The organism is Brakhagea baltica (assembly GCF_052161605.1).
Lineage (GTDB): Bacteria > Planctomycetota > Planctomycetia > Pirellulales > Pirellulaceae > JBKCUI01.
This window is the reverse complement of sequence record NZ_CP197409.1, coordinates 2,938,175-2,964,055: the sequence shown is the minus strand read 5'-3', so window position 1 is coordinate 2,964,055 and position 25,881 is coordinate 2,938,175. Positions and strand designations below refer to the sequence as shown.

26 protein-coding genes are annotated in these 25,881 nt (G+C 51.6%); 13 read left to right on the top strand and 13 right to left on the bottom strand.

Annotation, left to right across the window (positions count from 1 at the left end; all coding sequences use genetic code 11):
- Nucleotides 1–115: 115 nt before the first annotated feature.
- A complete protein-coding gene (locus SH449x_RS10970) occupies nucleotides 116–931 on the top strand; it encodes a hypothetical protein (RefSeq protein WP_482381384.1) in 816 nt (271 codons plus the stop codon).
- A gap of 445 nt (nucleotides 932–1,376) precedes the next feature.
- Nucleotides 1,377–2,828: a group II intron reverse transcriptase/maturase gene (gene ltrA, locus SH449x_RS10965; RefSeq protein ID WP_482378603.1), complete on the top strand. Its 1,452-nt coding sequence runs from the start codon at nucleotides 1,377–1,379 to the stop codon at nucleotides 2,826–2,828.
- Between the two features lie 186 nt (nucleotides 2,829–3,014).
- Here ltrA and SH449x_RS10960 read toward each other — a convergent pair whose 3' ends face one another.
- Nucleotides 3,015–3,266, bottom strand: a complete 252-nt coding sequence (locus SH449x_RS10960; protein ID WP_482381383.1) for a hypothetical protein — start codon at nucleotides 3,264–3,266, stop codon at nucleotides 3,015–3,017.
- A gap of 1,178 nt (nucleotides 3,267–4,444) precedes the next feature.
- On the opposite strand from SH449x_RS10960, the gene SH449x_RS10955 reads away from it, so the two are divergent.
- From SH449x_RS10955 to SH449x_RS10925, 7 genes are all read left to right on the top strand, one after another.
- A complete protein-coding gene (locus SH449x_RS10955) occupies nucleotides 4,445–4,777 on the top strand; it encodes a hypothetical protein (RefSeq protein ID WP_482381382.1) in 333 nt (110 codons plus the stop codon).
- Nucleotides 4,778–4,853: 76 nt separating this feature from the next.
- Nucleotides 4,854–5,408, top strand: coding sequence for a hypothetical protein (locus SH449x_RS10950; protein WP_482381381.1), 555 nt, complete (start codon nucleotides 4,854–4,856; stop codon nucleotides 5,406–5,408).
- A gap of 98 nt (nucleotides 5,409–5,506) precedes the next feature.
- On the top strand, nucleotides 5,507–5,926 hold the full coding sequence (locus SH449x_RS10945; RefSeq protein ID WP_482381380.1) for a hypothetical protein: 420 nt from the start codon (nucleotides 5,507–5,509) through the stop codon (nucleotides 5,924–5,926).
- Between the two features lie 125 nt (nucleotides 5,927–6,051).
- The gene (locus tag SH449x_RS10940) at nucleotides 6,052–6,519 is read left to right on the top strand and encodes a hypothetical protein (protein WP_482381379.1); all 468 of its coding nucleotides are present in this window, start codon (nucleotides 6,052–6,054) and stop codon (nucleotides 6,517–6,519) included.
- A gap of 365 nt (nucleotides 6,520–6,884) precedes the next feature.
- Complete coding sequence (locus tag SH449x_RS10935; RefSeq protein WP_482381378.1) at nucleotides 6,885–7,316, top strand: hypothetical protein; 432 nt, start codon at nucleotides 6,885–6,887, stop codon at nucleotides 7,314–7,316.
- Between the two features lie 394 nt (nucleotides 7,317–7,710).
- A complete protein-coding gene (locus SH449x_RS10930; RefSeq protein ID WP_482381377.1) occupies nucleotides 7,711–8,250 on the top strand; it encodes a hypothetical protein in 540 nt (179 codons plus the stop codon).
- A gap of 1,212 nt (nucleotides 8,251–9,462) precedes the next feature.
- Nucleotides 9,463–9,588 carry a hypothetical protein gene (locus tag SH449x_RS10925; protein WP_482380512.1) on the top strand — a complete coding sequence of 42 codons (126 nt, stop codon included), beginning with the start codon at nucleotides 9,463–9,465 and terminating at the stop codon, nucleotides 9,586–9,588.
- 697 nt (nucleotides 9,589–10,285) lie between these two features.
- Here SH449x_RS10925 and SH449x_RS10920 read toward each other — a convergent pair.
- The 5 genes from SH449x_RS10920 to SH449x_RS10900 all read right to left on the bottom strand — a co-directional run bounded on the left by SH449x_RS10920 (nucleotide 10,286) and on the right by SH449x_RS10900 (nucleotide 13,170).
- Complete coding sequence (locus SH449x_RS10920) at nucleotides 10,286–11,599, bottom strand: IS110 family RNA-guided transposase (RefSeq protein WP_482377360.1); 1,314 nt, start codon at nucleotides 11,597–11,599, stop codon at nucleotides 10,286–10,288.
- 202 nt (nucleotides 11,600–11,801) lie between these two features.
- The gene (locus SH449x_RS10915; protein ID WP_482381376.1) at nucleotides 11,802–12,167 is read right to left on the bottom strand and encodes a hypothetical protein; all 366 of its coding nucleotides are present in this window, start codon (nucleotides 12,165–12,167) and stop codon (nucleotides 11,802–11,804) included.
- Entirely contained in the window at nucleotides 12,164–12,415 is a 252-nt protein-coding gene (locus SH449x_RS10910) for a hypothetical protein (RefSeq protein ID WP_482381375.1), read from the bottom strand. Before SH449x_RS10910 ends, SH449x_RS10915 begins: the two co-directional genes overlap by 4 nt.
- A 174-nt stretch (nucleotides 12,416–12,589) precedes the next feature.
- A complete protein-coding gene (locus SH449x_RS10905) occupies nucleotides 12,590–12,892 on the bottom strand; it encodes a group II intron maturase-specific domain-containing protein (protein ID WP_482381374.1) in 303 nt (100 codons plus the stop codon).
- Nucleotides 12,868–13,170, bottom strand: a complete 303-nt coding sequence (locus tag SH449x_RS10900; RefSeq protein WP_482381373.1) for a hypothetical protein — start codon at nucleotides 13,168–13,170, stop codon at nucleotides 12,868–12,870. The genes SH449x_RS10905 and SH449x_RS10900 overlap by 25 nt, the downstream gene beginning before the upstream one ends.
- Nucleotides 13,171–14,391: 1,221 nt before the next feature.
- On the opposite strand from SH449x_RS10900, the gene SH449x_RS10895 reads away from it, so the two are divergent.
- Nucleotides 14,392–14,610 carry a hypothetical protein gene (locus tag SH449x_RS10895; RefSeq protein WP_482381372.1) on the top strand — a complete coding sequence of 73 codons (219 nt, stop codon included), beginning with the start codon at nucleotides 14,392–14,394 and terminating at the stop codon, nucleotides 14,608–14,610.
- A gap of 48 nt (nucleotides 14,611–14,658) precedes the next feature.
- Nucleotides 14,659–14,850, top strand: a complete 192-nt coding sequence (locus tag SH449x_RS10890; protein WP_482381371.1) for a hypothetical protein — start codon at nucleotides 14,659–14,661, stop codon at nucleotides 14,848–14,850.
- 118 nt (nucleotides 14,851–14,968) lie between these two features.
- Here SH449x_RS10890 and SH449x_RS10885 read toward each other — a convergent pair whose 3' ends face one another.
- On the bottom strand, nucleotides 14,969–16,465 hold the full coding sequence (locus SH449x_RS10885) for an ISKra4 family transposase (RefSeq protein ID WP_482376812.1): 1,497 nt from the start codon (nucleotides 16,463–16,465) through the stop codon (nucleotides 14,969–14,971).
- A 576-nt stretch (nucleotides 16,466–17,041) separates the two neighbouring features.
- Here SH449x_RS10885 and dprA point away from each other — a divergent pair.
- Nucleotides 17,042–18,313: a DNA-processing protein DprA gene (dprA, locus tag SH449x_RS10880; protein WP_482381370.1), complete on the top strand. Its 1,272-nt coding sequence runs from the start codon at nucleotides 17,042–17,044 to the stop codon at nucleotides 18,311–18,313.
- A 122-nt stretch (nucleotides 18,314–18,435) separates the two neighbouring features.
- Nucleotides 18,436–21,093: an ATP-dependent chaperone ClpB gene (gene clpB / locus SH449x_RS10875; RefSeq protein ID WP_482381369.1), complete on the top strand. Its 2,658-nt coding sequence runs from the start codon at nucleotides 18,436–18,438 to the stop codon at nucleotides 21,091–21,093.
- 19 nt (nucleotides 21,094–21,112) lie between these two features.
- On the opposite strand, the gene SH449x_RS10870 is transcribed toward clpB, so the two are convergent.
- From SH449x_RS10870 to SH449x_RS10845, 6 genes are all read right to left on the bottom strand, one after another.
- Entirely contained in the window at nucleotides 21,113–21,370 is a 258-nt protein-coding gene (locus tag SH449x_RS10870; protein WP_482381368.1) for a DUF485 domain-containing protein, read from the bottom strand.
- Between the two features lie 47 nt (nucleotides 21,371–21,417).
- Nucleotides 21,418–21,903 (bottom strand): 3-hydroxyacyl-ACP dehydratase FabZ family protein, encoded by a 486-nt coding sequence (locus SH449x_RS10865; RefSeq protein ID WP_482381367.1) that lies wholly within the window; start codon nucleotides 21,901–21,903, stop codon nucleotides 21,418–21,420.
- Between the two features lie 302 nt (nucleotides 21,904–22,205).
- Nucleotides 22,206–23,531, bottom strand: a complete 1,326-nt coding sequence (gene xseA / locus SH449x_RS10860; protein WP_482381366.1) for an exodeoxyribonuclease VII large subunit — start codon at nucleotides 23,529–23,531, stop codon at nucleotides 22,206–22,208.
- Entirely contained in the window at nucleotides 23,528–24,268 is a 741-nt protein-coding gene (locus SH449x_RS10855) for a lysophospholipid acyltransferase family protein (protein WP_482381365.1), read from the bottom strand. Before SH449x_RS10855 ends, xseA begins: the two co-directional genes overlap by 4 nt.
- The gene (gene dapF / locus SH449x_RS10850) at nucleotides 24,261–25,118 is read right to left on the bottom strand and encodes a diaminopimelate epimerase (protein WP_482381364.1); all 858 of its coding nucleotides are present in this window, start codon (nucleotides 25,116–25,118) and stop codon (nucleotides 24,261–24,263) included. Before dapF ends, SH449x_RS10855 begins: the two co-directional genes overlap by 8 nt.
- Nucleotides 25,119–25,171: 53 nt before the next feature.
- Entirely contained in the window at nucleotides 25,172–25,837 is a 666-nt protein-coding gene (locus SH449x_RS10845) for an FHA domain-containing protein (RefSeq protein ID WP_482381363.1), read from the bottom strand.
- Between the last annotated feature and the right edge of the window lie 44 nt (nucleotides 25,838–25,881).

Below are 25,881 nucleotides of genomic sequence, written 5' to 3'. Positions count from 1 at the left end.
CAAGCGATAATCTCTCGGGATACGGAGCAAAGCCACACAGTTCAACGCACAATCTATCCCACCGCTCCGTTACACTCCGGTAGGGATAGATTGCATTTCGTTCGGCAGGTTAGGCATGCTTGATAGACGATTTGAGGTAAAGCGCGGCTTACGGCATCTCGCCGATCTCGATTTGAATTCAACCGATTGTCGATACGATGTCGTCAAGCGTTTTACGCATTCGTATGCGATACTGAATAGGCAACTAGAAAGGAAGGTTTCGTTCTGGAATCGATTGTCAATTGATCGACTTTTCAAAAAATTGTCACAGATGGAGCAGGTTTGTGCGAAACCCATTCCTTGGCTAAATGTGAAGACCTACAAGAACACGTTTTGGACTGACGTTAAAACGCTTGCGAGGGAATCGCTGCTAGATATCGACGATTTCGAGGCCCCAATTAATCCTTGGTTTGAAGAAATTGAATTCCACCTTGAATGGTTTGGGAATGAGCGACCTGTTCGCGACTTCTATACTGACGGTGTAATCGAGAGATTCGAATTGCCAGATGACGTTGTTGACTACACCCCAACCGGGCACTTTTCGCACTGGTGGAATCTACGGCATGATCTACTGGAAGTTCTCGAATGGCATGGATTGGTACTACCAGAGGACGTTGACTTGGACGATCAATGGGATTTCTATCTTACAGAAGATCAACTAAATGCTCAGAAATTTGTATATGTGACCGTGAATAAACCGCTGCTACTGACTGATGGCTTGATGTCGCACACTCGCTCATTACTGAAAGGGAAATGGAACGATTGGGCAATCGACTTTCACCTTGGAGAGAGGGAATCGGTATGTCTCTTCCGCGACCATTGCTACACTATAGGCGATCGAATCCGTTACTGTCGTTCACTATCGGATTTCGCAACAACGATGCAACGGTAATACCAGTGCCGAACAAAATGTTGGACGTGCGTACTGGAAATGGTTTGTAGACAAGTGGGTGCGAATCCCACCTGGGTAGCCGCTAGCCACGGGCTCAGTATCGAGTGTTGCTGCTTGGCTATAAGGGCTGGCTCGCCAGTCCGAAGTGCCCGGCTGAAGCGTACACAGAAAGGTAGCGAGGATGAAAGGCAGGGACTAGCTATCCCACCCTGAATGGTATTGAGCTCCGAAAGATTGTAACTGTTGGAATCTGCCCAAGGTGTGTCCATGCTGGAAGGCAACATCGCGTGTATCGACTCGGCGAGATACGCGTGAAGACCCGGAGTCGTTAGGCCCATTCGCGCTACACACCATGTCTACAAGGCAACCAGTGAGACCCTCAAGTTCTTCGAATCACCCGCCATCCAGTCGGACTGGTTCGGAGTATGCCCAACAAGCCCCAAAGGTGAGGCAAGCAAACGATTTGCGGGAGTCGGATGACCGAATAGTACCATCGATAACGGGTAATTCCGGAGGAGGGAAGGCGGTCAAGCTATCACGCGAATCTGGAAGTACACTGTTCACACTCAGCGGTGAAGTAGCAGTGGTAAAGCGACTGGATCGCATCTCACAAAGAGCGGCAAGTCACCCCGAAGAATCGTTCAACAATCTGCTAACGCTGATCACGTTGGACATGCTTCACATGGCTTTCTCACGACTCAAGGAGGATAAGTCCCCTGGTCTAGATGGCAAATCGGTCGGAGACTACCGAGAGAACTTGGAGTCCAATCTCCAAGATTTACTCCAAAGAATCCACCGTGGCAGCTATCGCCCACAACCCAATGTTCGTCGTGAAATCCCTAAAGAGAATGGCAAGACGAGATCGCTAGGGTTGGCATGCGTCGAAGACAAGATCGTCCAACGGGCCCTTGTCATGATTCTGGAACGGATCTACGAAGTGGATTTTTATGACACCTCGTACGGATACCGACCAAACAAGTCATGCCACCAAGCGTTAGGGGAACTGGGCAAAGTGATTTCCACGTGCCGAGTGAACTGGATCAGTGACGCAGATATCCAAGGATTCTTCGACAACGTTGATCATCAACACCTATTGGCGTTTTTGTCCCAACGAATCGCAGACCCCAGACTGCTGAAACTGATAAAGAGGTTCCTAGACGCAGGAGTCATGATCGATGGTCGTTTCCACGAAACAGATGAAGGCATAGCGCAAGGTTCAGTACTAAGTCCTTTGCTCGCGAATGTGTATCTACACTACGTTTTAGACCAATGGTTCGAAGAAGTAGTCAAGACGCATGTCAAAGGCGAAGCTCACTTGTTCCGTTTTGCGGATGATTTCATTAGTTGTTTCCAATACGCTGATGATGCGAAGCGTTATCAGTCAACATTGGGAAAACGGCTAGGACGGTTCGGCTTGAGTTTAGCTCCCGAGAAGACAAAACTGATTCGATTTGGTCGCTTTGCAGCTCGCGATTCCCGCGAGATGGGCGAAGGCGCCCCGAAGACGTTTGATTTTCTAGGCTTCACACATTATTGCGGCCTTAGCCGCGCAGGTAAATTCAAACTGAAGAGGAAAACATCGAAGAAGAAATTCCGAGCTAAACTTCAAGCGATGAGCGATTGGCTTAAGCGACACCTGACAACCCCGACTGCAATTGTCTGGGACACGGTTCAGATGAAGCTACGAGGCCACTATCAATACTATGGTATCAATGATAATTGGCCCTGGTTGATGAGGTTTAGGACGGCTACGAAGTTCTTGCTGTTTCGTTGGCTGCGACGCCGCAGTCAAACCGGCAAGCAAGCGTGGACCTGGGAGAGTTTCTATCGATGGCTGGAGATCAATCCATTGAGCAATCCGGTAAAGTTAACAGATTTGATCGCTGCGTATCGCTGAGAAAGCAATAGAGAGTTAAGATTGTCGAGACAGGTGATAGCTGGGAGCCGTATGCGTTAACTGCGCTTGTACGGTTCTGAGAGGGTGCGGAGTATCAATTTGTGAGGAAGGGACGGTGCGGCACTACTATTGATTTGGTAGCATACCTATGGGCACAAACAACAACCTCAACAAAGAGACTCCAAACTACTCGCCCGAAGCCCCCGTCGGTCCGTTTTGAACTTTAGAGACCGTGTTGACGGGGGCTCGGTCAACATTGTCGTTCGTCGGTAAAAACGGTGGTGGATTTTCATGCTTGGAATGCTTGCGTTCGCCACCGGGTATATGAACAATTGCAATAAATGGAAGGCAATCGTGATTGATACTACAGCTGGTGCTGGCGGCGCGATTCTTGCGACATGCCTTTTTGTCGTATCTCCAGCGGCAGTTGTCCTGCATATATGTTCAAGACGATTCTTGTTGGTTTCTTTCGGGATCGCACTAACCAGTTTTCTTTTCTGGTTTGCTTTGTGGATCTGGCTCGACGTATTAGACAAAGACAGTGGATCGAGGATGTGGAATTCCCTTCCGATGGTGGTAGCCGGATTCTGGTTGCCCCTTATCTTTGCTGCTACAATTGGATTGCCGTTCTTTTTGGTTAGGCATGTTCGTGCGAGGAATCTAAAAGATCCCTGGGACGAATAACGTTAACCGTCAATAAACCCGAAAACTACCGACGAACAAAGCGATGGACGCGAAGTGCTCGATCAAGCGTTCTGGCTTGCGCAGAGTCCCCCGCTCGCACTCGGTCATCGCACCCGTTAGCTAGGAAGTAACGCGACGGCAGAAAAGTGTGTCGCTTGCACTCCGGTCCCTGCTGAATGTTGACATCCCCTGTGGTACGATAGAGCGATGTCAGAGACAGTCTCTGACTGAGGATGACACGTCAGCAGTGCGGACGACGGTACTCGATCCTCCGGGCAAGAACGCGTGTTCCGCTAACCAGCGGATGCATTCAACGTCTCGATTCCGGGGTCTTGGGCGGTCCACGATCCCCGCTCGACGTGAATGATCCTTATTCGTTAGCTAAGAAGTAACGCGACCAGCAGAAAAGTGTGTCGCTTGCACTCCTGCCCCTACTGAATGTTGAAGTCCCCTGTGGTACGATAGTCCGATGTCAGAGACTGGCTCTGACTGAGAATGACGCGTGAGCAGTGCGGACGACGGCACTCGATCCTCCGGGCAAGAACGCGAGTCCCGCTAACCAGCGGATGCATTCAACGTCTCGATTCCGGGGTCTTGGGCGGTCCACGATCCCCGCTCGACGTGAATGATCCTTATTCGTTAGCTAGGAAGTAACGCGACCAGCAGAAAAGTGTGTCGCTTGCACTCTTGTCCCTGCTGAATGTTGACTCCATCTGTGGTATGATATCGCGATGTCAGAGACTGTCTCTGACTGAGGATGACACGTCAGCAGTGCGGACGACGGTACTCGATCCTCCGGGCAAGAACGCGTGTTCCGCTAACCAGCGGATGCATTCAACGTCTCGATTCCGGGGTCTTGGGCGGTCCACGATCCCCGCTCGACGTGAATGATCCTTATTCGTTCGGCAAGCAGATCAAAAGGGAAGACTAAAGTGGGTGCGGATGCGTTTATTTCGTTTTACGGAACTCGGTATGAGGTCGGCGATGCGGATGACGCTGATTCCCTTAACGAGCAAAATGATTCTCGGCTTGCCCTCGCTAAAAGTGGACGACTCGACACTTACATAGGTCGTCTGACGGACGGCGAACCATACTTCCTGTTCATCGGACGCCGCCTTGGCGTATTTGGCGTAGAAGGACAATCATCCACTTCCTTTACTGCCGACGAAATTTCACTTATAGCATCGCAAACTGACGAAAAACTGGACTCGCTGGGAATCCCAGGCGAACGGCGGATTTGGTTTCAACTAGAAGCCCAGTACTGATTGCCTTTGCGCAAATGGACTGATTCGTTCAAAATAATTTCCTGCGATTAATGCCGAACAAAAAAATGCACCCAAGTTGGCCATCGGGTGCTTCCTCAACGTCACGATCACTTTGGCCAACTGGGTGATTTCCACCGTTCGTCGCTCAAACAAGATGCTAAACCTAGAGTCATTCATCGCTAACTATACACCTGCCGATCGTGATCGAATTGCGTTTGCGTCCAATGGCAAAGTTGGATCCGAGCTTCGTGACGAAAATCGAACTTTCCGAATTGAAATCGCGAAATCACTCATTCAATCGCCCGAAGCCGCTAGCGACGATTTAATCCGTGATCTCTACGATGCGGAAACATCGCATTCGAAGGCTGCGTTCGGCGTGTATCACCAATTCGTGTCTTGCCTTGCCACACAACTTCTGCAGCGCGGCGGAGAAAAAAACATCTCTCACTACTTGGCATGCGTTTTCCGCGGACAGGATGCTTACTTGTCGTCGCAATGCGTTACATTAACACCAGACGCACGACTTCGAGCGATGGCGACTGTTGACGGCATAATAGAACGCGCGGGAACTGATGCCCCTCCGTACTACGCAAGGATTCGTGACAACTTGGCTCGTACGCCGGAATCGTGACGAACCATCGGATGCACCAAAGTCGGCGAAAGGTGCATTTTCACAATGGAAAGATCATCGCGCCGACTTGGTGATCCGTAGCGTTCGTCTAACTGATCATGACTGGCATCAATCCGTACGCATCGACAATAAACGACGGGCCTCCGCCATACGAAAAAGCGATTTACGCTGAAGCAAAGCGGCTTACTTACTGGCCAGCGGTGTTGATGATTGCTCAAGGGGCATTGATTACAGGGCTTTATATCTTCGCGATATGCGCTGGCATCCTTCAGCGGGGCGTACACAGCATGCCGGGGCCAGAGAGTGTTGTCTATCTTATTTTTCTGCTTCCACCTCTACTTGTTTTGTGTGGTCTGAAACTAAAGCGACTTGAATCGAGGAAAATGTCGTACGTTGGTGCTGCAATTTCACTATTCTTGTTTCTTCCATTGGGATTGTTTATATGCATCTGGGCAGTAGTTGCATTAAAACGTCCGGTTGTCCGCGAAGCATTTAAAATGCGTGAATTGACCTATTGATTGCGATTTGGCAGAATAGGACGAACAAAAAATTGCAGCGAAGTGCTCGGTCGGGCGTACTGACCTGCGTTGAGATTTCTCCTCGCACTCGCTGAATTTAGTCGTTATCCGACTGATACACCCGCATGATCGTTTTCGACATCCATTCAAGACTTCGGGCTGGCAAGCTAGTACTCGGGACAAGCCGCGAGATGACCCGCAACGTCATGGCGGCGCTGAACTTCGTATTGACACATTCGAGCAACAGCATGGACTACTACGACGAAAACTCAATCCAGCTTGACTTCTTCGATGACGATTGCTTGCATTTCATCGGATTCGCCTACTCTCCCAATTTCGACGTCGCGTATGGCAACGTCGACCCATTCGACTCGGAGGCGAAAGAACTTTTCAGATTCATAAACGAAAACGAGATCGAGGCGATACCCTTCAATGACTACGACCCGCTGTTTCCAACGCAGATCATTGCACTTTGGGATGCACAAGAACAATATGACTACAAGGGTGGACACCGCCGTCCTATCTTCGCGACGTTTTCTATGGGTGATCAACGCTACCTTGATGAGATGATCGCTATAAAGAACGGCGGATAACAATCACGTGCACCGAAGTCGCGGTCGGTGTTTTTTTAAATGGAACGTCTCCTCGCCGCGACTCGGTGACGTGTGTCGTTAGCTAAGAAGGAACTCGACCGCAGAAAAGTGTGTCGCTTGCACCTTTGTCCCTGATGAATGTTGACGTCCCCTGTGGTACGATAGAGCGATGTCAGAAATTGTCTCTGACTGAGAATGACACGTGAGCAGCGCGGACGACGGTACTCGATCCTCCGGGCAAGAACGCGTGCTCCGCTAACCAGCGGATGCATTCAACGTCTCGATTCCGGGGTCTTGGGCGGTCCACGATCCCCGCTCGACGTGACTGATCCTTTTCGTTCTGTCTCTCAAACCCACTGATTCGGATGAGTAGCTTGCCACCGTTTTTCGACGATGAGATACTTGGGCGAATGGAATACAATCCCAAGTTGAGTTGGTATGAGGGGGGGCTGTACAATGAGCGGCTTGGAATTGAAGCGGACATTTCGCTGCCCGCCAAAACGCACAATGAACTTGTGGTACATAAGGAACAATTGCGCAAAGCTGTCCATGCAGTTGGATCGTTGGTTGCTTTAGGAAAAGAGTCTGCTCAAACGAACTATTTCGACAATGGATATCTCGACGATCCGGCAACCAATCAAAGTAGTTTTCGTGAAAGACTCGAGCTTACGACCCTTTGGATTGAAGATAGTGGACGGCTTGTACTATCGTTTTCAACTGACGGTATGTTTCCTGGACTTGCAATTCGGGTAGACTTTGATTCCGATCTTTCCAAAGCTACTTCAACTCTATGGTGAGACTCGACCGAAAGAAGACAGAACAAAATCGTGCACCCAAGTCGCGGATCGGGGGCTTTGACTTTTAGAGACGTTACTTGCCGCGACTGGGTGACGATAGCCGTTAGCTAAGAAGTAACGCGACCGCAGAAAAGTGTGTCGCTTGCACTCTTGTCCCTGCTGAATGTTGAAGTCCCCTGTGGTACGATAGTCCGATGTCAGAGACTGGCTCTGACTGAGAATGACGCGTGAGCAGTGCGGACGACGGCACTCGATCCTCCGGGCAAGAACGCGAGTCCCGCTAACCAGCGGATGCATTCAATGTCTCGATTCCGGGGTCTTGGGCGGTCCACGATCCCCGCTCGACGTGAATGATCCTTTTTCGTTATGCCAAAGAAATGAGGACCAAAACAACATGACAAAGATCGACCTTCAACAAGACGGTGAGAAGCTTCGCAAATCACTAAAGTCGGTGATAGACTCGCTTAGCTCCGAGCATGGATCGATTTTGTCCGCCATCGAGATAGGTTATGATTGCGACCAAGGCGGCTGGATTTGTATTCATCCTGATCGTCGACCTGAACACAATCGAGACGGAACTTGGACAAACGCTTTAGATGACCATGAAAGCGTCATCAAAATGCCACATTGGATCGAGGCAATTGAATTAGGGTATGAGGGGGAAGAGGTCGAGGTTATTCGATTTGACGGTTCGAAGTTCGTCATTCCTCCAACAGAGGAAGATTCCGATCCGGAAGACGAAGAAACCGAGACCCCTGACGCGTTGGTTCCGGCTATTGGTAATATGATTTATGCTGTTTTGATGGCCGCGAAAAAAGATGGGATGTTTGTTGCACTCTCGAAATTCGGGGCTGTGCAACTCGACGTCGAGGAGTTCAATGGCGGATGGGCTTGGCCGGAGTATGATGAACTCGGAAAGACAAATTTGGCATAACAATGCGATGCACCGAAGTCGCGGATCAGCCGATTCCAGATGGTAGATTTCCTGGCCGCGACATCGGTGATCGCTGGCGTTAGCTCAGAAGTAACGCGACGAGCGTCATGGCTCTGGAATGCCACCCGCTTGCCGGGTGGATTGTTACGCTTCTCGCTACATAACCGCTCAGCCCCCGCCCCCCCCCCACTTTGCTCGGCGGCCTTGCCGCCGAGCAAAGTGGGGGGGGATTGCAGGTGGTGCCAGCGTATTAGCGAGAAACATGAAGCTCCACTGGTCAAGCCAGTGGTATCTAAAGTCGGTCGCTTGCACTCTTGTCCCTGCTGAATGTTGAAGTCTCCTGTGGTACGATAGAGCGATGTCAGAGACGGTCTCTGACTGAGGATGACGTGTGAGCAGTGCGGACGACGGCACTCGATCCTCCGGGCAAGAACGCGTGTTCCGCTAACCAGCGGATGCATTCAACGTCTCGATTCCTGGGGCTTGGGCGGTCCACGATCCCCACTCGACGTGAATGATCCTTTTTCGTTCGTCTTCTTGCCGCTTGACCATTATGGACTCCCTATCGCAAGACTGCGTAAATACAAGCTGCGACTACCGAAGCCGCACTACTAAACATAGATACAACTAACCACCGCCCGTAAATATCCGATGCTTTGCGCTCAGCTACTATAGCTTTGCATAGATCTTGCATTAAATTTGCAGCGGAAACATCGTCAGTGACTTCGATTGAATGCTCCCAGATATGATTTATCTCTGTACGGCTTGGCCTCTGGGACACTCTAGGTAGCCATAAGTACGTTGCAGTAGCAAATGAAATCGCATACAACAGAACACATGCGATAGCCGCGCAAACTGCACTTCCTGAGACAGGTAATACGGTTTGAGAGGGATTTAGTAAAAGTCCTATAGATGCAGTAGTAGCGGCAACTACGACCGTTGCACGGTCTTGAAATCGACGAATAGTCGTTACCGCGTCATCGAAATTACGCCACAACAGATCTAGTACCCGTTTTTTGTTTTCTGAGTTGTCCATGAGTGAACCTAAAGTTGAGCCTAAAGTACCTGCGGCACCACCTAGTCCACCGCCAGTAAAGGCACCTGTAAGTAGACCTGCCGAGACTGAATTTGTAACGAACACGCCCGGGAAGGATAAGCCGAGTAATTAAAAATCAGGCGAACAAACCGATTGACCGAAGTGCTCGCCGTACGATGAATCGAGATGGAGCGGTTTACCGCTCGCACTCGGTCATCGGTGGCGACTATGAAGTCCAAGGTTTGCAAGTGACGGTCGCCACTGTTTTTAATATTTTTCGAGGCTACATCATTTTGAGGTAAGGTTAGGTGTCTTCGTCGTAGCCGCTTGTCGATCGCTCACCCCGGCGAAGTGAGTCTTCGAACGGAGCGCATGGCGATCGACAAGCGGCGCAGAGGATGACACCGGGAACTTGCTGATTTGCTTCTTAAGGTCTCGCTTTACTCTTCGCACTTGCTTATTCGTTCAAGGATGGTTGATTAGACGACTATTCGAGGTGTGAATGCCTTGTCACTCTTGTGAAGCCTATCGGCTTGCATCCCCTCAGTTATCCATGCACGGTTCCACTCATCGCTTGTTAGCTATGAATTCTCATCGTGGTTGGCTGCAGCTTGCCTGTAGGCTTCTGGATGCTTCGCATCGCTGAGCAGCAAGCTACCTTCCGTTATGGGGTTGGCACATTCTTTAGGGCGACGTGTCTGGTCATCTCGGCGAGTCTCTTACGAGTCCTCGTGTCCTATGTGAGACGACCGCGTCAACTGTGTTTAGTGCTCAACCTCGTGGGTAGGTCTTGTCCTTGGTCAAATTCGTTCGGTGCTCGGTGTAAGGCATTCTCCTGAGAAGGGGTAAAAGGTTCGTAAAGGGCTTGGAGGTCCGATTCGTTACGACGATGTCGTGTGCATCAGCCAGCGATACTGGTTGTCCTCCAAGCCTTGGGGCTATGAGGGCGAACAAGGCTTATTCGTTCGACGATGTGTGTTGCTTAGTGATGGCAACTCATCAGACCGCGGTTTCGAGCTTTCTTGTTCGCCTTGGATTCGTGGTTGGTTTATCTTTTGTTTTTGTCGGCTTTCCTTTAGGTGCTATGGTCTTAGGTTTTCGCTTAGCGGGCCTAGCGACAGAGCTCTGTACCGACGATCGTTTGGGAGTGGATTCGGTTGGTCGTGAAGCGATCTTGGGAGCCTGGGCAGCTGCTTGTTTCGCAGCGCGTTCCTCGCTGATCCTTCGATTCTTTCGCTTGTGACGGCATTCCTTTTTGGGCATTTCGAGTAGTTTCTCTTTTAGGCCTAGAGGGATGCGGCCATAGGACTCGGTCACTTCGATCATACGTTTTGGTTCCCAGTCTTTTTCATCACGAAGTAACGCCCATGCCAGAACAGCGATCTTGCGAGCCAATGCGATAGCAGCCTTCTTTTTACGAGTCTTTTGTTTGCCGCAGATTCGGTCGTAGACATGTTTGGCCCAGGGGTTATAGCGAAGTGAGGACCACGCGCATTCGACAAGGATCGTTCGTGCCAAGGGGTTGCCTCGCTTGGTGATTCGACCATTCCGATCGGTCTCGCCTGATTGGTACTGACGAGGCACTAAACCGAAGTACTGAGAGACTTGTCGACCGTTTTCGAAACGTTTCGCATCGTCGATGCAGGCGACGAGGATCTCGGCGGTTCGTGGCCCGACACCTGGAATGGTTTGTACACGGATAATTCGGGGATCGATCTTACCGATAGACTCAAGCTTCTTGACCACTCCATCAAGGACGGTCGTGAGAGTATCCATCTGAGTGAGTTCGAGATCGAGTTCCCCCTTCCAAAATTCGTGGGGTTCGCACTCTGTAAGCGGTTTGCGAAAGGAGTTGATCCGTTCTCGTCCTGTATTCCATGCCTTCTCGCCGGTGTCGATCGAGATACCGTGATTGACGAACCATGCTCGGATTTTGCACTTCATCTTGTTGATGCGAGAGTCAAGCGTCTTGCGATACTTCACAAGAGAACGGAATTCGCGGTGGGACTCTGATGGCATGTGAACCGCCTTGAGTTCGTTCATGGCGGCCATGCGGGCCAGCTTCAAGGCATCGTCTTTGTCGGTCTTACGTTTTACGTTGCTCCACTTCCAGGCGTCTTCGTTGGTGGAACAGACGAGGGTTTTAAGGCCAAGCGATTGAGCCAGATCATTGATCCAGCCGGAGGGGCCGCACGCTTCCATGACGACGAGGTCGATCTTGTGCTTCTTGAAGACGGTCTCAAGGTAGTTTCGATCGGTGGTAGCGTTCAGGAATTCATGCTTTCGAGTTTTTGAGTCGAAAAAGCAGCACATTGTGTTGCCCGTGTCTACCAAATTTGACAGGTCCGAGGTCAAGTGCGAGAATCTTCATGGTATTGGATCCTTGGTTGTGGTGGGTGGTAATGATTGTGACAGTTGTCGTTCACGCGACACGAGATCACGGGTTTGAGTCGCCAGTTTTACACGAATGGCTCCCACCCGCTACACCTTGGACTTACATGGATTCTTTCGTCGATCAGGTCGTGACGATAATCGCGCGAGTCTTGTAGTCAACGACAAGCACACAGTCTGAGAGTAGCTCCGTGCCCAGTAGCGGTGTACTTCCATCATTTGCGATCACTTGAGCTGCGACTACTTTGCTTCCCCACTCTACAAAACAGATAAACGATTCAAGAGTCACCAAGCTGCCATCTGCAAGAATTGCTTCGGTAGCGGCTTCTTGCTGCAGATGCAGTGTATCAATAAGTTCCCTTGAGAAAACAAGATGCCCGTTAAATGCGGTATCTATCCACGCAGTTACCTTGTCACTGGCAGCTATGGATTGCGAACGTACTTTGATTTCAATCAAAGCTCGTTTTGAATCGTCGACGTAACCTTTCAATTTGTCAAGGCTCCGATATGAATGGCGGCCTGATACCCAACGCGAATTACATATGCGATTCGATCTGGGTGACAATCCCTAGACGCTCGAACTGCATCACCGAACGAATCCGCGACAAAGTAATCTTTGGAATCTGGTTCGATTGCGACAAACTTGCCCCAATGTTCAGATTCGAGCTTCTCACGCAATGTAGACTGAAAAATTGCCTTGGCCCGATCCGCTAGATTTTTGGTTTTCTCTGAGATCATTGCGTCACGCTCCTTATAAAATGATCGTAGTTATCCCGATGCCAATTGTAACGGCTGTGGCATATAGCTACGATGCTAATCGGCAAGAAAAGACCGACGAACAAAAATCGGCATAGGGGCCGCATTGCTGCGGACCCCTGCCACACCACCTAGCATGCGGGTCCGGCCGCGTTGTTAAACGCACAGGAGTGCGGCGGCGGTTCGCCCCTTAGAAGCAAGCTTAAACCAGATCTCTACCAGACTCGACAACCCTAACTCCTTGAGGAAGGCCAGTGATAAGGCGATGTGAATCGCCTTGCTCAAGGACATAGTCCAGGGGCCTGTACTACTGTTGCCGTGGGTATGGGCTTCGCGAGGACCAACCCCTAACTTGATCAAGTTACGAACTCGAGTGCGTGGATTACGCCATTGCTGCCAGATACAGGCACGCACGCGGCGACGGATCCACTGGTCTAAGGTTGTCGGATCGTTGGCCATTGTTCGCGAAAGACTTTGGGAAATGCTGCGAGCGTTACGCCGTCGGGGCCAGGGGCTCCGTGGTTGGCTCGAACATTGTTCCAAGCGTTCTCGACGTTGGCCTGGTCGACAATCTGTTCCATCAGGTCTTCTGGATTAGAACTCAAGGCTTTCGTCGCCCGAACCGCCACACCGAGTTGCTCCCGTTCGGGAGCCTCAAGAGCACGTGCCTTTATCGTGTCGTCACTCGTAGAGTCGGACGAGCTAGGTTCTGTGTGTTTGATTCGGTCTGAGGTCATGGTTTCGTGTTTCCTTGTTAAGTGACGTTAGTCCTTCCCGTTTCCACTGGGGGTGGAAGCTCGGTACTATGACACCTGCTGACTTCTGCAAGCACGAGCATCGAGTCGCCTCGAGTCGTCCGGCCTTTCGGGCAAGCCCTACTCACCGGTACGCGTTGCAGTTTCTCCCCGGATAAGAACGTGAACTTTCGCTGCACAAGCTCGCCATCTACCCTGGAGTCTGTTGGGAACGGTTTCGCACGTCCATCGGCGGCTCACCTCAGGGTCTCTCTAGGCCTCTATGGCGTTTCTGTACCGTGTTGATGTGCAGGGCCTCGCAGCTTCGACGAGAAGGGTCCGGGTGGCGGACTGTTGTCTTTTGGGACAACGGACAAACCCGGCGTTTACGCATACCTTCGCAGGCTTCCTCTCCACGGTTTGTCGCCTCCCCGCAGTTGCCTTCGTCTAGTACTTAAGTTGTTTGGTTACATTTGGTATACTGTCCTCCAAGCAATTCCCATTTTCGTACAGGGGACTTGCACCCCATTAGTTCACGCCCGTGCCGGGCGTACAATTGCAACCAAGTGCTCGGTCGGCCGTTTTGACTTGCGTTGAGTCACCTACTCGCACTGGCTGAATTTAGCCGTTCGTCGCGGCAAACCGTCCTCGCGTAAACTGCTTGGACATTTGAACTTGACCGGTATTGGAGAGGCAGCCATGAGATCGCTTGTCGCACAAACGCTTCGAAGAATCTAGCGCCCCGATCGCTACAGAAGACGGAATTCTACACCGCGAGAGGAAAGAGAATCGCAGAGATGGAGCTGGGTGACATACAGCCATTACTCTTGTGTCTCTGTTTTCTCTGGCGGTGTAGAATCTTCGAGCTTGCAACGCAGCAAACGCTTGCCTTGGAACTGGCGACTCTCCGAACGGCAAAGATCGTCAGATGAGCACTCTGGTCCGTAATCTCAATTGAAACTCAGGCAAGAGTGCCCAAGCGACGATACACGCCCATACGCGCGATGCGTTGGCAACGACTGCTTCGATTTGCTACACTGAAAATTCGTTACACATCAACCATAAACCGCGAGGAACATAAATAGGCTTAGATGTTGCGTCGGAACGAGTTTCCTCGTTGGCAATGGACGCTTCGTTCGGGATTCTAGTCCATTTTTCCGTTCCAGCGCAGTCCTTCTACGCAGAACGATCCCGCGTCGTTCGTTTTTTACACCTCGACTTGCCATGGCGTTTAGCAATGCACAGTTGCGGCGGTCCGGTGCCCTGGATCGGAATCAGTCGGCTTGGTATTATGTGTCGGAACCGAAGTCCCAGGGAGTACGCGACCGTGAAGAAGCAGGTCATGGCTGGCTTGTCGATCATTTTGAGGAACGTGTTCACCTCGCCGACGGAGAGGACGACGGGAATCTTCTGATGGACACTACTTCTCACGCCGCTGGCTGAACGCTGTCGTTGCGTCGAAGTCATCTAGGTCTTAACAAACAATAGTTTATGAGCAAAATTACAGAGCGACAAAAGAAGTTTATTTTTGGTATTGGAATCGTTAACGGGGGCATTGGCGTTTTATTAATGGTTCTCATCCTAATGGGTGGCATTGAGGGAATGCCAATCTTTATTCCAAGCTTAATGCTCGTTGCCTCCACTGGATTGTTTATTGCAGGGGGAAAGCAGTCGAGTAAATAATGGCGACGGATACGACCGGGAATTTGGGCACAGATGGCGTCTTTGCGTGATCTGGGTTGAGAAAGGCCAGCGTTCGTCGCAGCGACACCCAAACGGGTGTGACCGGTTGTTCTGTTAGTTACGACGCCATTGCCAAGAACTGATCGCTATAGTTCACTCGTTTCTTACCGTAGATCGAGAGGTTTACCGTTCGGTGCGTTGTGGCTAAGACATCCCAAAGCTCACTCGCTTCGATGCAGCGAAGGTTCAGCATGGTCTGGGCTCCTTTTTCCTTCCATCTCATCCCACTCTTTTCCATTCGATCCTTGGGCACATGCCGACAGGCTCCTTCAATATACCCAGTGCATATCGGATAGCCTTTTGCCAAATACTCACCGTACTTGATTCGTGAGCGGTTGTTTTCCAAATACTTCACGATCTTGCCAAGCTCTTCGCGTTGTGCTTTTTTTATGCCCTTGCGTCTCATCGCAGTCTTGATTCCTATGATCATTAGACCTTCGGTTCCCTTAAGCAGTAGCAGCAGCTGTTCGCGAACATACGAGCTTTGCGAATCTGGTTGGATGATCTTCGCGGCTGCCCAGATTCGCGGAAGTACATGCATCAGGTCCAGTATTTCAATCGTGTTCCATCCCTCCTGGTACTCATGCGCTAAGTTCCAAAGTGATGGTTGCCCGTCGTGCATAACCAAAATCTCTTGACCCTCTCGGTGGCGTCGGAGCGTATTGGCAGTTAGCCATTGCTGAGCTTGCTCTTCAGCGGACTTACCGATCACGTTTCCGTTAGAATCATGCTTGGTCAACGCCCCAAAGTACCGAGGATTCTTCGGCTTAGCTTCTGATCTACTTGTCTCGCCTGACTCAGGCTCATGGAATAAAGCATCAATGATTTCTGTAGCCGTTCGAACATCGCGATCTACGGTATACACTCCGGCCATGCACGCCATTTGTTTCTGCCCCGGCTTGGGGCCCATGCGTTCGACAGAAGCACCCACAGGTGTTTTTTCCGTTTGCTTGCGTACCATCGGGATGCCTTTGTTGTCACTGGTTTGGACCAAGAGTTCTGCCTCGGTAGCTCGATCGATCGATGGCGGATTATCGAGTACCAAGGCCGCTGATTTTCCCAATCGGCTTCCGATCCGTTCGGCGCTGTCGACTGGGACGTGGAGTGACGTGATTCGTTCCAGTAACCCAACCGCTTTATGGAAGGAAGATTCGGTCGCATGAGTTCCGACCCACGACTCGAAGACCAAGGAATAATCATTCTGCGGGAGCCCTAAATGCTCGTCCAAAGGAATGGCTTGGATCGCTTGATCGGGTGTTGTTCCATAGACGTAGCGTTCGATTCTGAAATCGCCAAAGATGGAGCGATACCTCCGAGTCCGTTTGGGCATTCGATTATAGACTCGCCCTTTCTTCTCGATGGTAGGTCCAACATCTCCCTGGCCTGCTTGCTCGATGATTGTTCCAATCAATGCATGTCCGAGAGCCATTAGTCGCTTGTGTAAATCAAGCTCCGTTTGGTCGATCGCTTGCCCCGTACGAAAAGCTGTGTTAGCCAGCTCTTTAAGCTGTGCGACAATACAATCTACATTCTGGAAATCCAACGATTCGTTCATGATTTGACTCCGTGATTGAGAACCGACGAAAAAGCTCGCCGTTACCCTTATTATCTCTCTCAATACTGAAAACGAAACCAATTGGTTGTCGCCGGAAATGATGCCACAATATCTTGTGCTAGCAAATCGCGACTCACTACCGACTAAGCAACGATGAGCCGGTCACACCCCACCCAAACTGATTTGACGTTAATCATTTAAACTGTGAAAAGCAAAAAGCCGATGGCTCTTTCAAAGAAGCATCAAGCCTTCGTAGCCGCCTTGACATGGGAACTCTACTGGACGCCTTTAGAAATGGCTTGCGTTGGCATTGGCCACTGGATTAAGCTCACCGCTCAGTCCAACGTCGCCCCACTTTTCTCTCGGCGGCGAAACTGCCGAGGAAAAGGAAGGGGGATGCAGGTGGTGCTGTCGAATTAGCGAGAAACAGGAAACTCCACGGGACAAGCCAGTGGTATCTTAAGATCTTCAATAGAGCTTTTTCGTTACATACCCCCTGGCCGATGAACCGGATGTTATAATCTAATGAACGAATTGTTTATGCTGCTTGGTCTCAATTTTTTGTAGGCTTACCTGATGCCCGACAACGAATTCACTGGCTTCCTCCCGCTGGATCTGGACACCAATCACCTCCCAGCCCCGTCACCTGATCCAGTCCCGATTGACGATCTGGATGGAACCGAAGGACCTTGCTTCGAAGATCATGATGACTTTGAGGTCCCCGTTGCCCCTTTGCGTTCGATCTCTACGGAGGATAGAGACGCATACATTCGCCTATCGCTCGTCAACGGAATTGGTCCCCGCACGTTGGCCGGACTCGTCGATTTTTTTGGTAGCCCCACGGAAGTGCTTCAGGCTTCACAGTCCCAACTCGGCAAGGTTAAACGCATCGGTCCCAAGCTGGCTACACTAATTCGGGACGCTTCTCGCAGCGACTTGTTAGAACGTGTCAAGGATCATTGTGGCTCCTCGCAGGTGCAAATACTTGTTCCTGGCGATGAAGATTTTCCTCGACTCCTCACCGAGCTGTCGGATCCACCACTCTTGCTTTTCGTACGGGGAAAAATCGAACGGCGGGATGCGATCTCGATTGGCATGGTCGGAACAAGACACTGCACCCACTATGGCCGCACGATGGCAGAACGCTTTGCCAAGGGGCTCGCGATTCGCGGCATTACTGTGGTCAGCGGTTTAGCTCGTGGGATCGATGGGATTTGCCACGAGAGCACTTTGGAAGTCGGGGGACGTACGATTGCAGTCCTCGGAAGCAGCGTGACCGATATTTACCCGCCCGAACATAGCGAACTGGCTGATCGGATTGCTGCGACGGGGGCCTTGATCAGCGAGACTCATCCCTTTGCAAAGCCCAAAGCGGGAGTGTTTCCGCAACGAAACCGAATCATCAGCGGGTTGAGTCTGGGGATCGTCGTGGTGGAAGCTGCGGACCGATCCGGTTCTTTAATCACGGCCCGGCACGCAGGGGAGCAAGGACGAGAGGTGTTCGCCGTGCCTGGTGCGGTCACTTCTCGCATGTCTAAAGGGTGTCACCAATTGATCCGAGATGGCGCAACCCTCGTTTGTGATGCTGAAGAGATTCTTGAGCACCTGGGGCCTCTGGTCGAAGGGGTCGAGGTAGATAAAGGTGTCAAAATTAGGCATCCCGCTGAACTGCAACTTAACGAGATCGAACAGCAAGTCCTCCAGTCAATTGAGTCGGAACCGATGGATATCGATGCCGTGGTAAGGGTTTCGGGGCTTCCTATTCCACGAGTCCTTTCGACGATCAGCGTGCTCGAAATGCGAGGCCTTATTAAGCGCCCGTCGGGACGATCGGTGTGTCGAATTTGACTACGGACCTCAATCCGAGGAGATCCAATCGCGATTGGTCCGGTTTTTGCGATGCAGGAATGGTGGGCAGTGATGACTGCCAACGCGACCGTGTGAAACCGAAACTGATTTAGAGGTGTCCTATGACTTTCCGGATGGATAAATTAACGATCAAGGCCCAGGAGGCAATCGTCGAGGCGCAATCCAAAGCGGGTTCGTTCGGAAATCCGGAACTGGACCCGCTCCACTTGCTCTACGCTCTGCTCCAAGATGCCGAAGGGGTGGTCGTGCCATTATTGAAGAAAATTGGTGCGTCTTTAGAAAAGATTCGATCCGTAACGACCAGCGAGTTAGAGCGACTGCCTCGCAGTTCAGGGGGCCGCCAACCTGGAATAGGACCGAGCCTCCAGAAAGTGTTCGAGGCCGCCGCTTCTGCTGCGACATCTATGAAAGATGAGTATGTCAGCACGGAGCACTTCCTATTGGGTTTGTGCCGGACCAGCAATAAAGCTAACGATGTGCTAAAACTGATGGGCATTGATGAGAACGACATTATGGGGGCGCTCCAGTCGGTGCGAGGCAGCGACAGAGTGACCGACCAAAACCCCGAAGGCAAATTTCAGGCTTTGGAGAAATACGGAATCGATCTCGTCGAGTTAGCTACCAAGAACAAGTTGGATCCGGTCATTGGTCGCGACAACGAAATCCGTCGTGTGATACAGGTTCTGTCACGTCGTACCAAGAACAATCCTGTCTTGATCGGTGAGCCTGGCGTGGGCAAAACCGCGATCGCTGAAGGCTTGGCGCAACGCATCGTCGCTGGGGATGTACCACAATCATTGAAGAACCGCCGTGTAATTGCCTTGGATATGGGGTCTCTGATCGCTGGCACAAAATTTCGTGGGGAGTTCGAGGAGCGGCTTAAAGCTGTCCTTCGGGAAGTCAAAGATTCCGGTGGGGAAATCATACTCTTTATCGACGAGCTTCACACTGTCATCGGTGCTGGAGCGGCGGAAGGGTCGAGCGATGCAGCCAATTTGCTCAAGCCCGAACTCGCACGTGGCCAGCTACGCTGCGTCGGTGCCACTACGCTTGATGAATACCGTAAGCATATTGAAAAAGATGCAGCACTCGAACGACGCTTTCAGCCTGTCTATGTTGGAGAGCCGAGCGTAGAGGATACGATTACTATCCTGCGGGGACTCAAGCCACGATACGAAGCGCACCACGGTATCAAAATTCGGGATGCAGCTCTGGTTGAAGCAGCCAAGCTCTCCAGCCGATACATCTCGGATCGCTTTCTACCAGACAAAGCTATCGATCTGGTTGACGAAGCCTCGGCGCGAATCGCGATGGAGCGAGATAGCGTTCCAGTCGAAATCGATTCTCTGCAACGAAGACTTCGGCAGTTGGAGATTGCTCAACGCCAATTGAACGACGAATCATCCGACGAAGATACCGAGGATTCCTTGGCTGATATCGAGGCAGAAGTCGAAAAGGTTCAAAAAGAATTAGCGACTCTGCGCGAAAAATGGGAAGCGGAAAAGCTAGGCTTGTCTGGTGTTGGCTCCATTCGCAAGAAGCTGGATCAAGTTGAAGGAGAGTTTCGCCAGCTCGAAGCCAAAATCAAAGAGAAGCAATCAACCGGACTGGCTGTCGAGGAACGAGAATACCAAAGACTCTACGAACTGGACCAGGAACGCCGTAAGCTGGGAGTGGAGCTCCAAGCCGAAGAGTCTGATCATCCGCAGGTCGCATCCTCCAGCGAAGAACGAAAACTTCTCCGGACGGAAGTTACGCCGGACGAAATCGCTGCCGTTGTTAGCTCTTGGACGGGTATTCCAGTGACCAGAATGCTCGAATCCGAGCGAGCTAAACTGCTAGTCATGGAGGATCGGTTACACCAACGGGTTGTCGGTCAAGATAAGGCCGTGGAAGCGGTTAGCAATGCAGTGCGCCGAAGTCGCAGTGGGTTGCAGGACCCGAACCGCCCTATCGGCTCGTTCCTCTTTCTCGGCCCGACCGGTGTTGGCAAGACGGAGCTCTGCAAGGCGTTGGCCGAGGTGATGTTCGACGATGATACCGCCATGGTGCGGATCGACATGAGCGAATTCATGGAGAAACATACCGTCAGCAGATTGGTGGGTGCCCCTCCAGGATATGTTGGCTATGAAGAAGGTGGACAACTAACCGAAGCGGTACGCCGTCGCCCTTACAGCGTAGTCCTGCTCGACGAAATCGAAAAAGCGCACAACGATGTCTTTAACATTCTGCTACAGGTTCTTGATGATGGCCGATTGACCGATGGCCAGAACCGGACGGTCGATTTTACGAACACGGTTGTGGTCATGACCAGCAACGTCGGTAGCCAAATGATTCAACGGGTTGCTGAAGAGGGGGGAGACGAGGAAGACATGCACGCGGCTGTGCAAGAATCTCTGAAGGCAAGGTTTCTGCCAGAGTTCTTGAATCGCATCGATGAGACTATCATATTCGAACCCCTCGCCAAGGATCAAATCCACCGCATCGTCCGGTTACAGATTCGAAGATTGGAGAAGCAACTCTTAGAGAAGCATGTTCCATTCTCGATCTCCGATCGAGCCATCGACGCAATTGCCGACGAAGGCTACGACCCCATCTACGGAGCGCGACCGTTGAAGCGGGTGATTCAGAGGCGTTTGCAAAATCGAATCGCCAGCGAACTGCTCAAGCGGGATGCAGACGACATGAGTCCGATCTCGGTCGATTATATGGCTGGGGACTTTGTGATCGGCACAGAGCAAGAGCAGGCTATTTCCTAGCTGCAAGGAAACGGTCAATTTAACGGCTGCGGGTTAGTCGCCCATAGAGTCCCGCGATAGCGATCGCTAAAACGATTAACCCCAGCCCGTACCAAACCACGATGGGAACTTTGGCAATTTCATTGCTGGAGATTAGGTCATACGCAAAGGCGCACAGCCCAATAAAGATGGCGTAGATGGCAGTAAAAAAGGCGAGCAAACCGAGAGAGAGCCGCTGCCGAGCACGAAGCTGTTCGGGCGATTCGGTTTCGACTGCTCCTTTGTTTTCATGAATCATCGCATTGACCTCACCCAGATGTAAACCGGCATGTACTAGACCTTACGCTAGGCTTGAAGCCTCTTCATCTCGTTTCGCATACTTTCCCTCATGTATTCGTCGAGCGCAGCAAGATCGGGATTCGCATCGCCCAGATTGGACAGTTCGACAATGAGTCTGGCTGAACAACCAACGATTTCACCTTTGGTCCCAGTCGCTTTGAGGGTCACCAGGTTATCGCTGCGTTTGACAATCTCCGCCGAAACCTCCAGCGTTTGACCTGGGGACATAAAGTCGGCAAACTTGACGTTCCTCGCTTCTTTGAGGACGAGTAGAGAATGGCGAAATTCCTCGCTCGAGCGGATGAGCCAGCAAGAAGCCTGGAACAGCGCCTCGAGCATTAAGACCCCAGGCATGACCTTGAACAGCGGAAAGTGATCGCGTAGATAGTCTTCATCACCACGAACTGTTTTACACGCTCGAATGCTTTCGCCTGGAACGATTTCCAGGATACGGTCCAGTTGCTTGAACCGCATACAGGTATCTGTTGTCATGTTGAAATTACAGGAATGAGTAAACAAGCTTAAATTTAACTGGACCAGAAGTTTAGATCCCAATAGTTCCCGCGAGAAGAGTTGATTCCGCCATTGTGTCCATAAAAATGAGGTTTCCGGCCAAGTCAACAACTCGTTCCAAGGCTCTGCCTTGGAACGCACTGTCTTCGAGGCTCTGCCTCGTTAGTGATGCCGCCAGAGCATATGCAATTCGCCCGAAAAATCAGGCAGAGCCTGAAAGACATTGAGTTTCCAGGCGGAGCCTGGTAGCCAGTAGGTGGCGTTAAGCGAGAAGTCTCGAATCAGCTAGGATTTTCAACACTTGTCACTTGGCTCTTCACTTCTCCACCCGAGAGGCGTGTCTTGAGAATCTGCCCTGGCTGCACATCTGCCGCCGAGGTGATTAGGCGACCGGTTCGGTCGTCCTGGGTCAAAGAATACCCACGGGCGAGCACACCTAATGGGCTCAACGCTTCGAGTACTTGAGCCCGTTGCTGGATAGCGATTTGAGCTTTCTCTAAACGTTGATCCATCGCCAAATCTAGATCTCGATAACACTCGTCCAATTGCTGTGTAGGGCGTTCTAGCAGCCTTATCGGATCCTCGAGGATGGGGCGGTTAGCGAGGGTGGCAAGCTGGCTGGTGGCTCGTTCCCATTGGTACCCGATTAGCCCCTCGAGCCGATTCCTTACGCCTTCTAATGTTTGCAGGAGGTCATCGCGATTGGGCGCGATAATCTCTCCTGCTTCGGTGGGGGTTAACGCACGAACATCAGCTGCTAAATCGCAAAGTGTTACATCGATCTCGTGACCTACCGCCGAGATAGTTGGCAAAGGGCACTCGGCGACCGCCCGCACGACGATCTCCTCGTTAAAGGACCACAGATCTTCGATCGAACCGCCTCCCCGGCCTACAACCAAAACATCTAGCTGTGGTCGAATTCTCGCTGCAGCTCTCACGCCTCTCGCAATTTCCTCCGCCGAGCCCTCCCCCTGAACCTTAGACGGGATGATCAAAACGCTTGCAACGGGCCAACGGCGTTTAAGCACTTGCAAGAAATCCTGAATGGCAGCCCCGGACGGACTGGTGACGAAGCCTATGCGAAACGGAAATCTCGGAATAGGCTTTTTTCGCTCGGCGGCAAAAAGCCCCTCCGCTTCCAAACGCTTGTAAAGCTTGCGAAAAGCTGCTTGGAGAGCCCCTAGGCCTTGTTGTTCGACTCGGCTAATGACAATCTGATAGTTGCCTCGCGGGGAGTAAACATCCAGCCTACCTTGGACGATCACGGCCATCCCCTCGGCTAGATCGACGTCGATTCTCTCCAAAGTAGATCGCCAGATCACTCCGGCGATTTGGCCTCCCGCATCCTTGAGAGTCAGATAGACATGCCCCGCGTTGGAACGAGTTAAGTTGCTGATCTCGCCCGACAACCAGATGGTCCCGAAGGTCTGGTCGATCAGCCTTTTGAGAGATTCGTTCAACTCGCTAACGGTCAAGGGAGCTTCTAGCGATTGGCCTGGAGCCGGCTTGGCCTTCCTGCCAGCTTTCTCAGCTCCCTTTTTGGGATTGGCATTTTGATCATTCCCAAAAAATGCCTCTTCGTCGTTGCTCCACAAAAAACCGGTCATGGCCACAACGTCTCCCTAAAGGTAGTGTAGAACGGGTGCTCGTCCTCCCGCTTGCGGCCGTGCTGGACCCAAGCCTCGGCTTCTGTGGTAACCTCGACCAAGGTGTCTTGAAGCCGTTTGTGATAGACCTCGATCTCGTCCTTGCTCACCTTTTTGGGAACGCGCATGATGTCGCCGAGAACCAGTCTAGCGCGGGCACCGGGGCGTGGTACAGCGAACTGATCCCACGATCTGGTAAAGCGAAAGGGGCGTTCGTAGCCAACTCCTATAGGAACGATCTGTGCTCCCAGCATGCTGGCGAGGTACAAGCATCCGTTCTGAGCGACTCGCCGCGGTCCGCGCGGACCATCGGGGGTTATCACAAAGCTTTTGCCTCGCAACTGTTTGACCATTTTCAAAGCAGCTTCGCTTCCCCCACGTTTGGAGGAACCTCGTACAGAGCTATATCCGAAATGGTTTCCCAGTCCCACAATCCAGTCCGCGTCCTCGCTCTGACTGGCCAGGAGCACAAGATCGCAACCTTGCCTGCAACATGTCGGCACGAGCATATATTCATGCCATATCACGAATATCGTAGGGTCTTTGAAACCGAACATAGCAGGATCCCCCAAGGGATCGCGGCGAGCGATCTTGCAATCTACGGTATGAACCCATGCGTTGACGAGCCCAGAGAGACATTTACCAACCGAATAAATAGCAATCTGCCTCGCGATGGATCGAAGCGAGAATCTATTCATTAATTTGCCAACGTCCTGTAAACACTTCTTTGGCTGGTCCTGTCATCATGACGTGGTTGGTCGATTCGTCCCACGTGAGTGTGAGCTGTCCACCGATAAGATTATTGACAATGGTTCGGTCTGTTCTGCCCGTCAAAACACCGGCTACGCAGACGGCACTCGCGCCCGTTCCGCAAGCCCAAGTTTCGCCGGAACCACGTTCCCAAGTTCGTTGATTCACTTCTCCGCGAGCCAAAACCTCAACAAACTCGACGTTCACTCGCTTGGGAAATCGATCATCCTTTTCAATCAAAGGACCAATTCCGAGCACCAACTCGTCGTCGATCTCTGGAACAAAAATGACACAGTGAGGATTTCCCATCGAGACGCACGTTGCAAAGAGCTTGTGCCCCTTGATCTCCAGCGGAACGTTAACAACCTGTTGCCCCGAGGGAGCAAGGGTCGTTGGGATCAAGTCTGCCTCTAGTCTGGGTTCACCCATGTCAACCGTGATCTGATCCGCGAGTCCATCCTTGACATGAACTTGCAAAGAAAGAACACCTGCACCGGTCTCGATTCGCAACTGCTCGCGAGTCGCGATTCCATGATCGTAGACATACTTCGCGACGCAACGGATACCGTTACCGCACATTTCGGATTCACTACCATCCGCATTGAACATCCGCATCTGCGCATCGGCATGTTCGCTCGGCAGAATCAGAATAAGCCCGTCACCTCCGACTCCAAATCTGCGATGCGAAATCTCTATGGCGAGCTTTTCTAAATCTTCGGGAAGCGTATTCGCAAATCCATTCACGTACACGTAGTCGTTTCCCGCTCCGTGCATTTTTGTAAATTCTATCGAGGCCATGATGTCCTTATCTCCGTGGGGGCGAACAGTGTTTCAGTCTGCGGCGGCGGGTTTCACCCAGGAAGGCGAAAATCGGGGTCTGCGATCCCCCGAATTAGTTCCGCTAGCCGACTGTACATTTGAAGCAGCAATTGCCAAGTTGCCAAGTCAACATCGACTTTAGCTCGCTTTTCGTTAGAGTTCGCCCCCTCCACAATCTCTCCCACTCTAGCATGGAAGTACTCAAACAACTCCGCCAACTGGGCAGCTTGGCTGGGGCTCAGGCGATCGGGCAGTGGCGGCGGTTGGTTTAAATCTCGGAGCGCCCGAACGGACTCTGCCAAGCCAGGAGCGAGATCGAAATCAGCCAAATCGTCGTCGTCGATGGTTTTGACACCGATTTTTTCCACGGCTGTCAGGCTCTCTTGAACTCGAGATGCGATTTGGTCGTGAGTTCCGAAAAGCAGCATCGTACGACCGACGGCGATGATATCCCCGAACTTGAGAATTCGCAGTTGGCAATCCTGACCGTTTACCCTCGTACCATTTGTGCTCTCCAAATCGGTTAAAACCAAATGGTCGTTGTCTTCCTGAATCTTGCAATGAAAGCGGCTGATTCGCTCGTCGTTGAGCTGAATCGAATTTCCTTCTTCTCGCCCGATACTGATAGGGGTTTTCATGTCAGAGAAAACCTTTCCTCGGTCTGCCCCTTGCACAACCCGGAGCGTCAATCTAGACATTTCAACCTCGTTCCTGAAACTTCGAATGGATGCTTTATCATAGC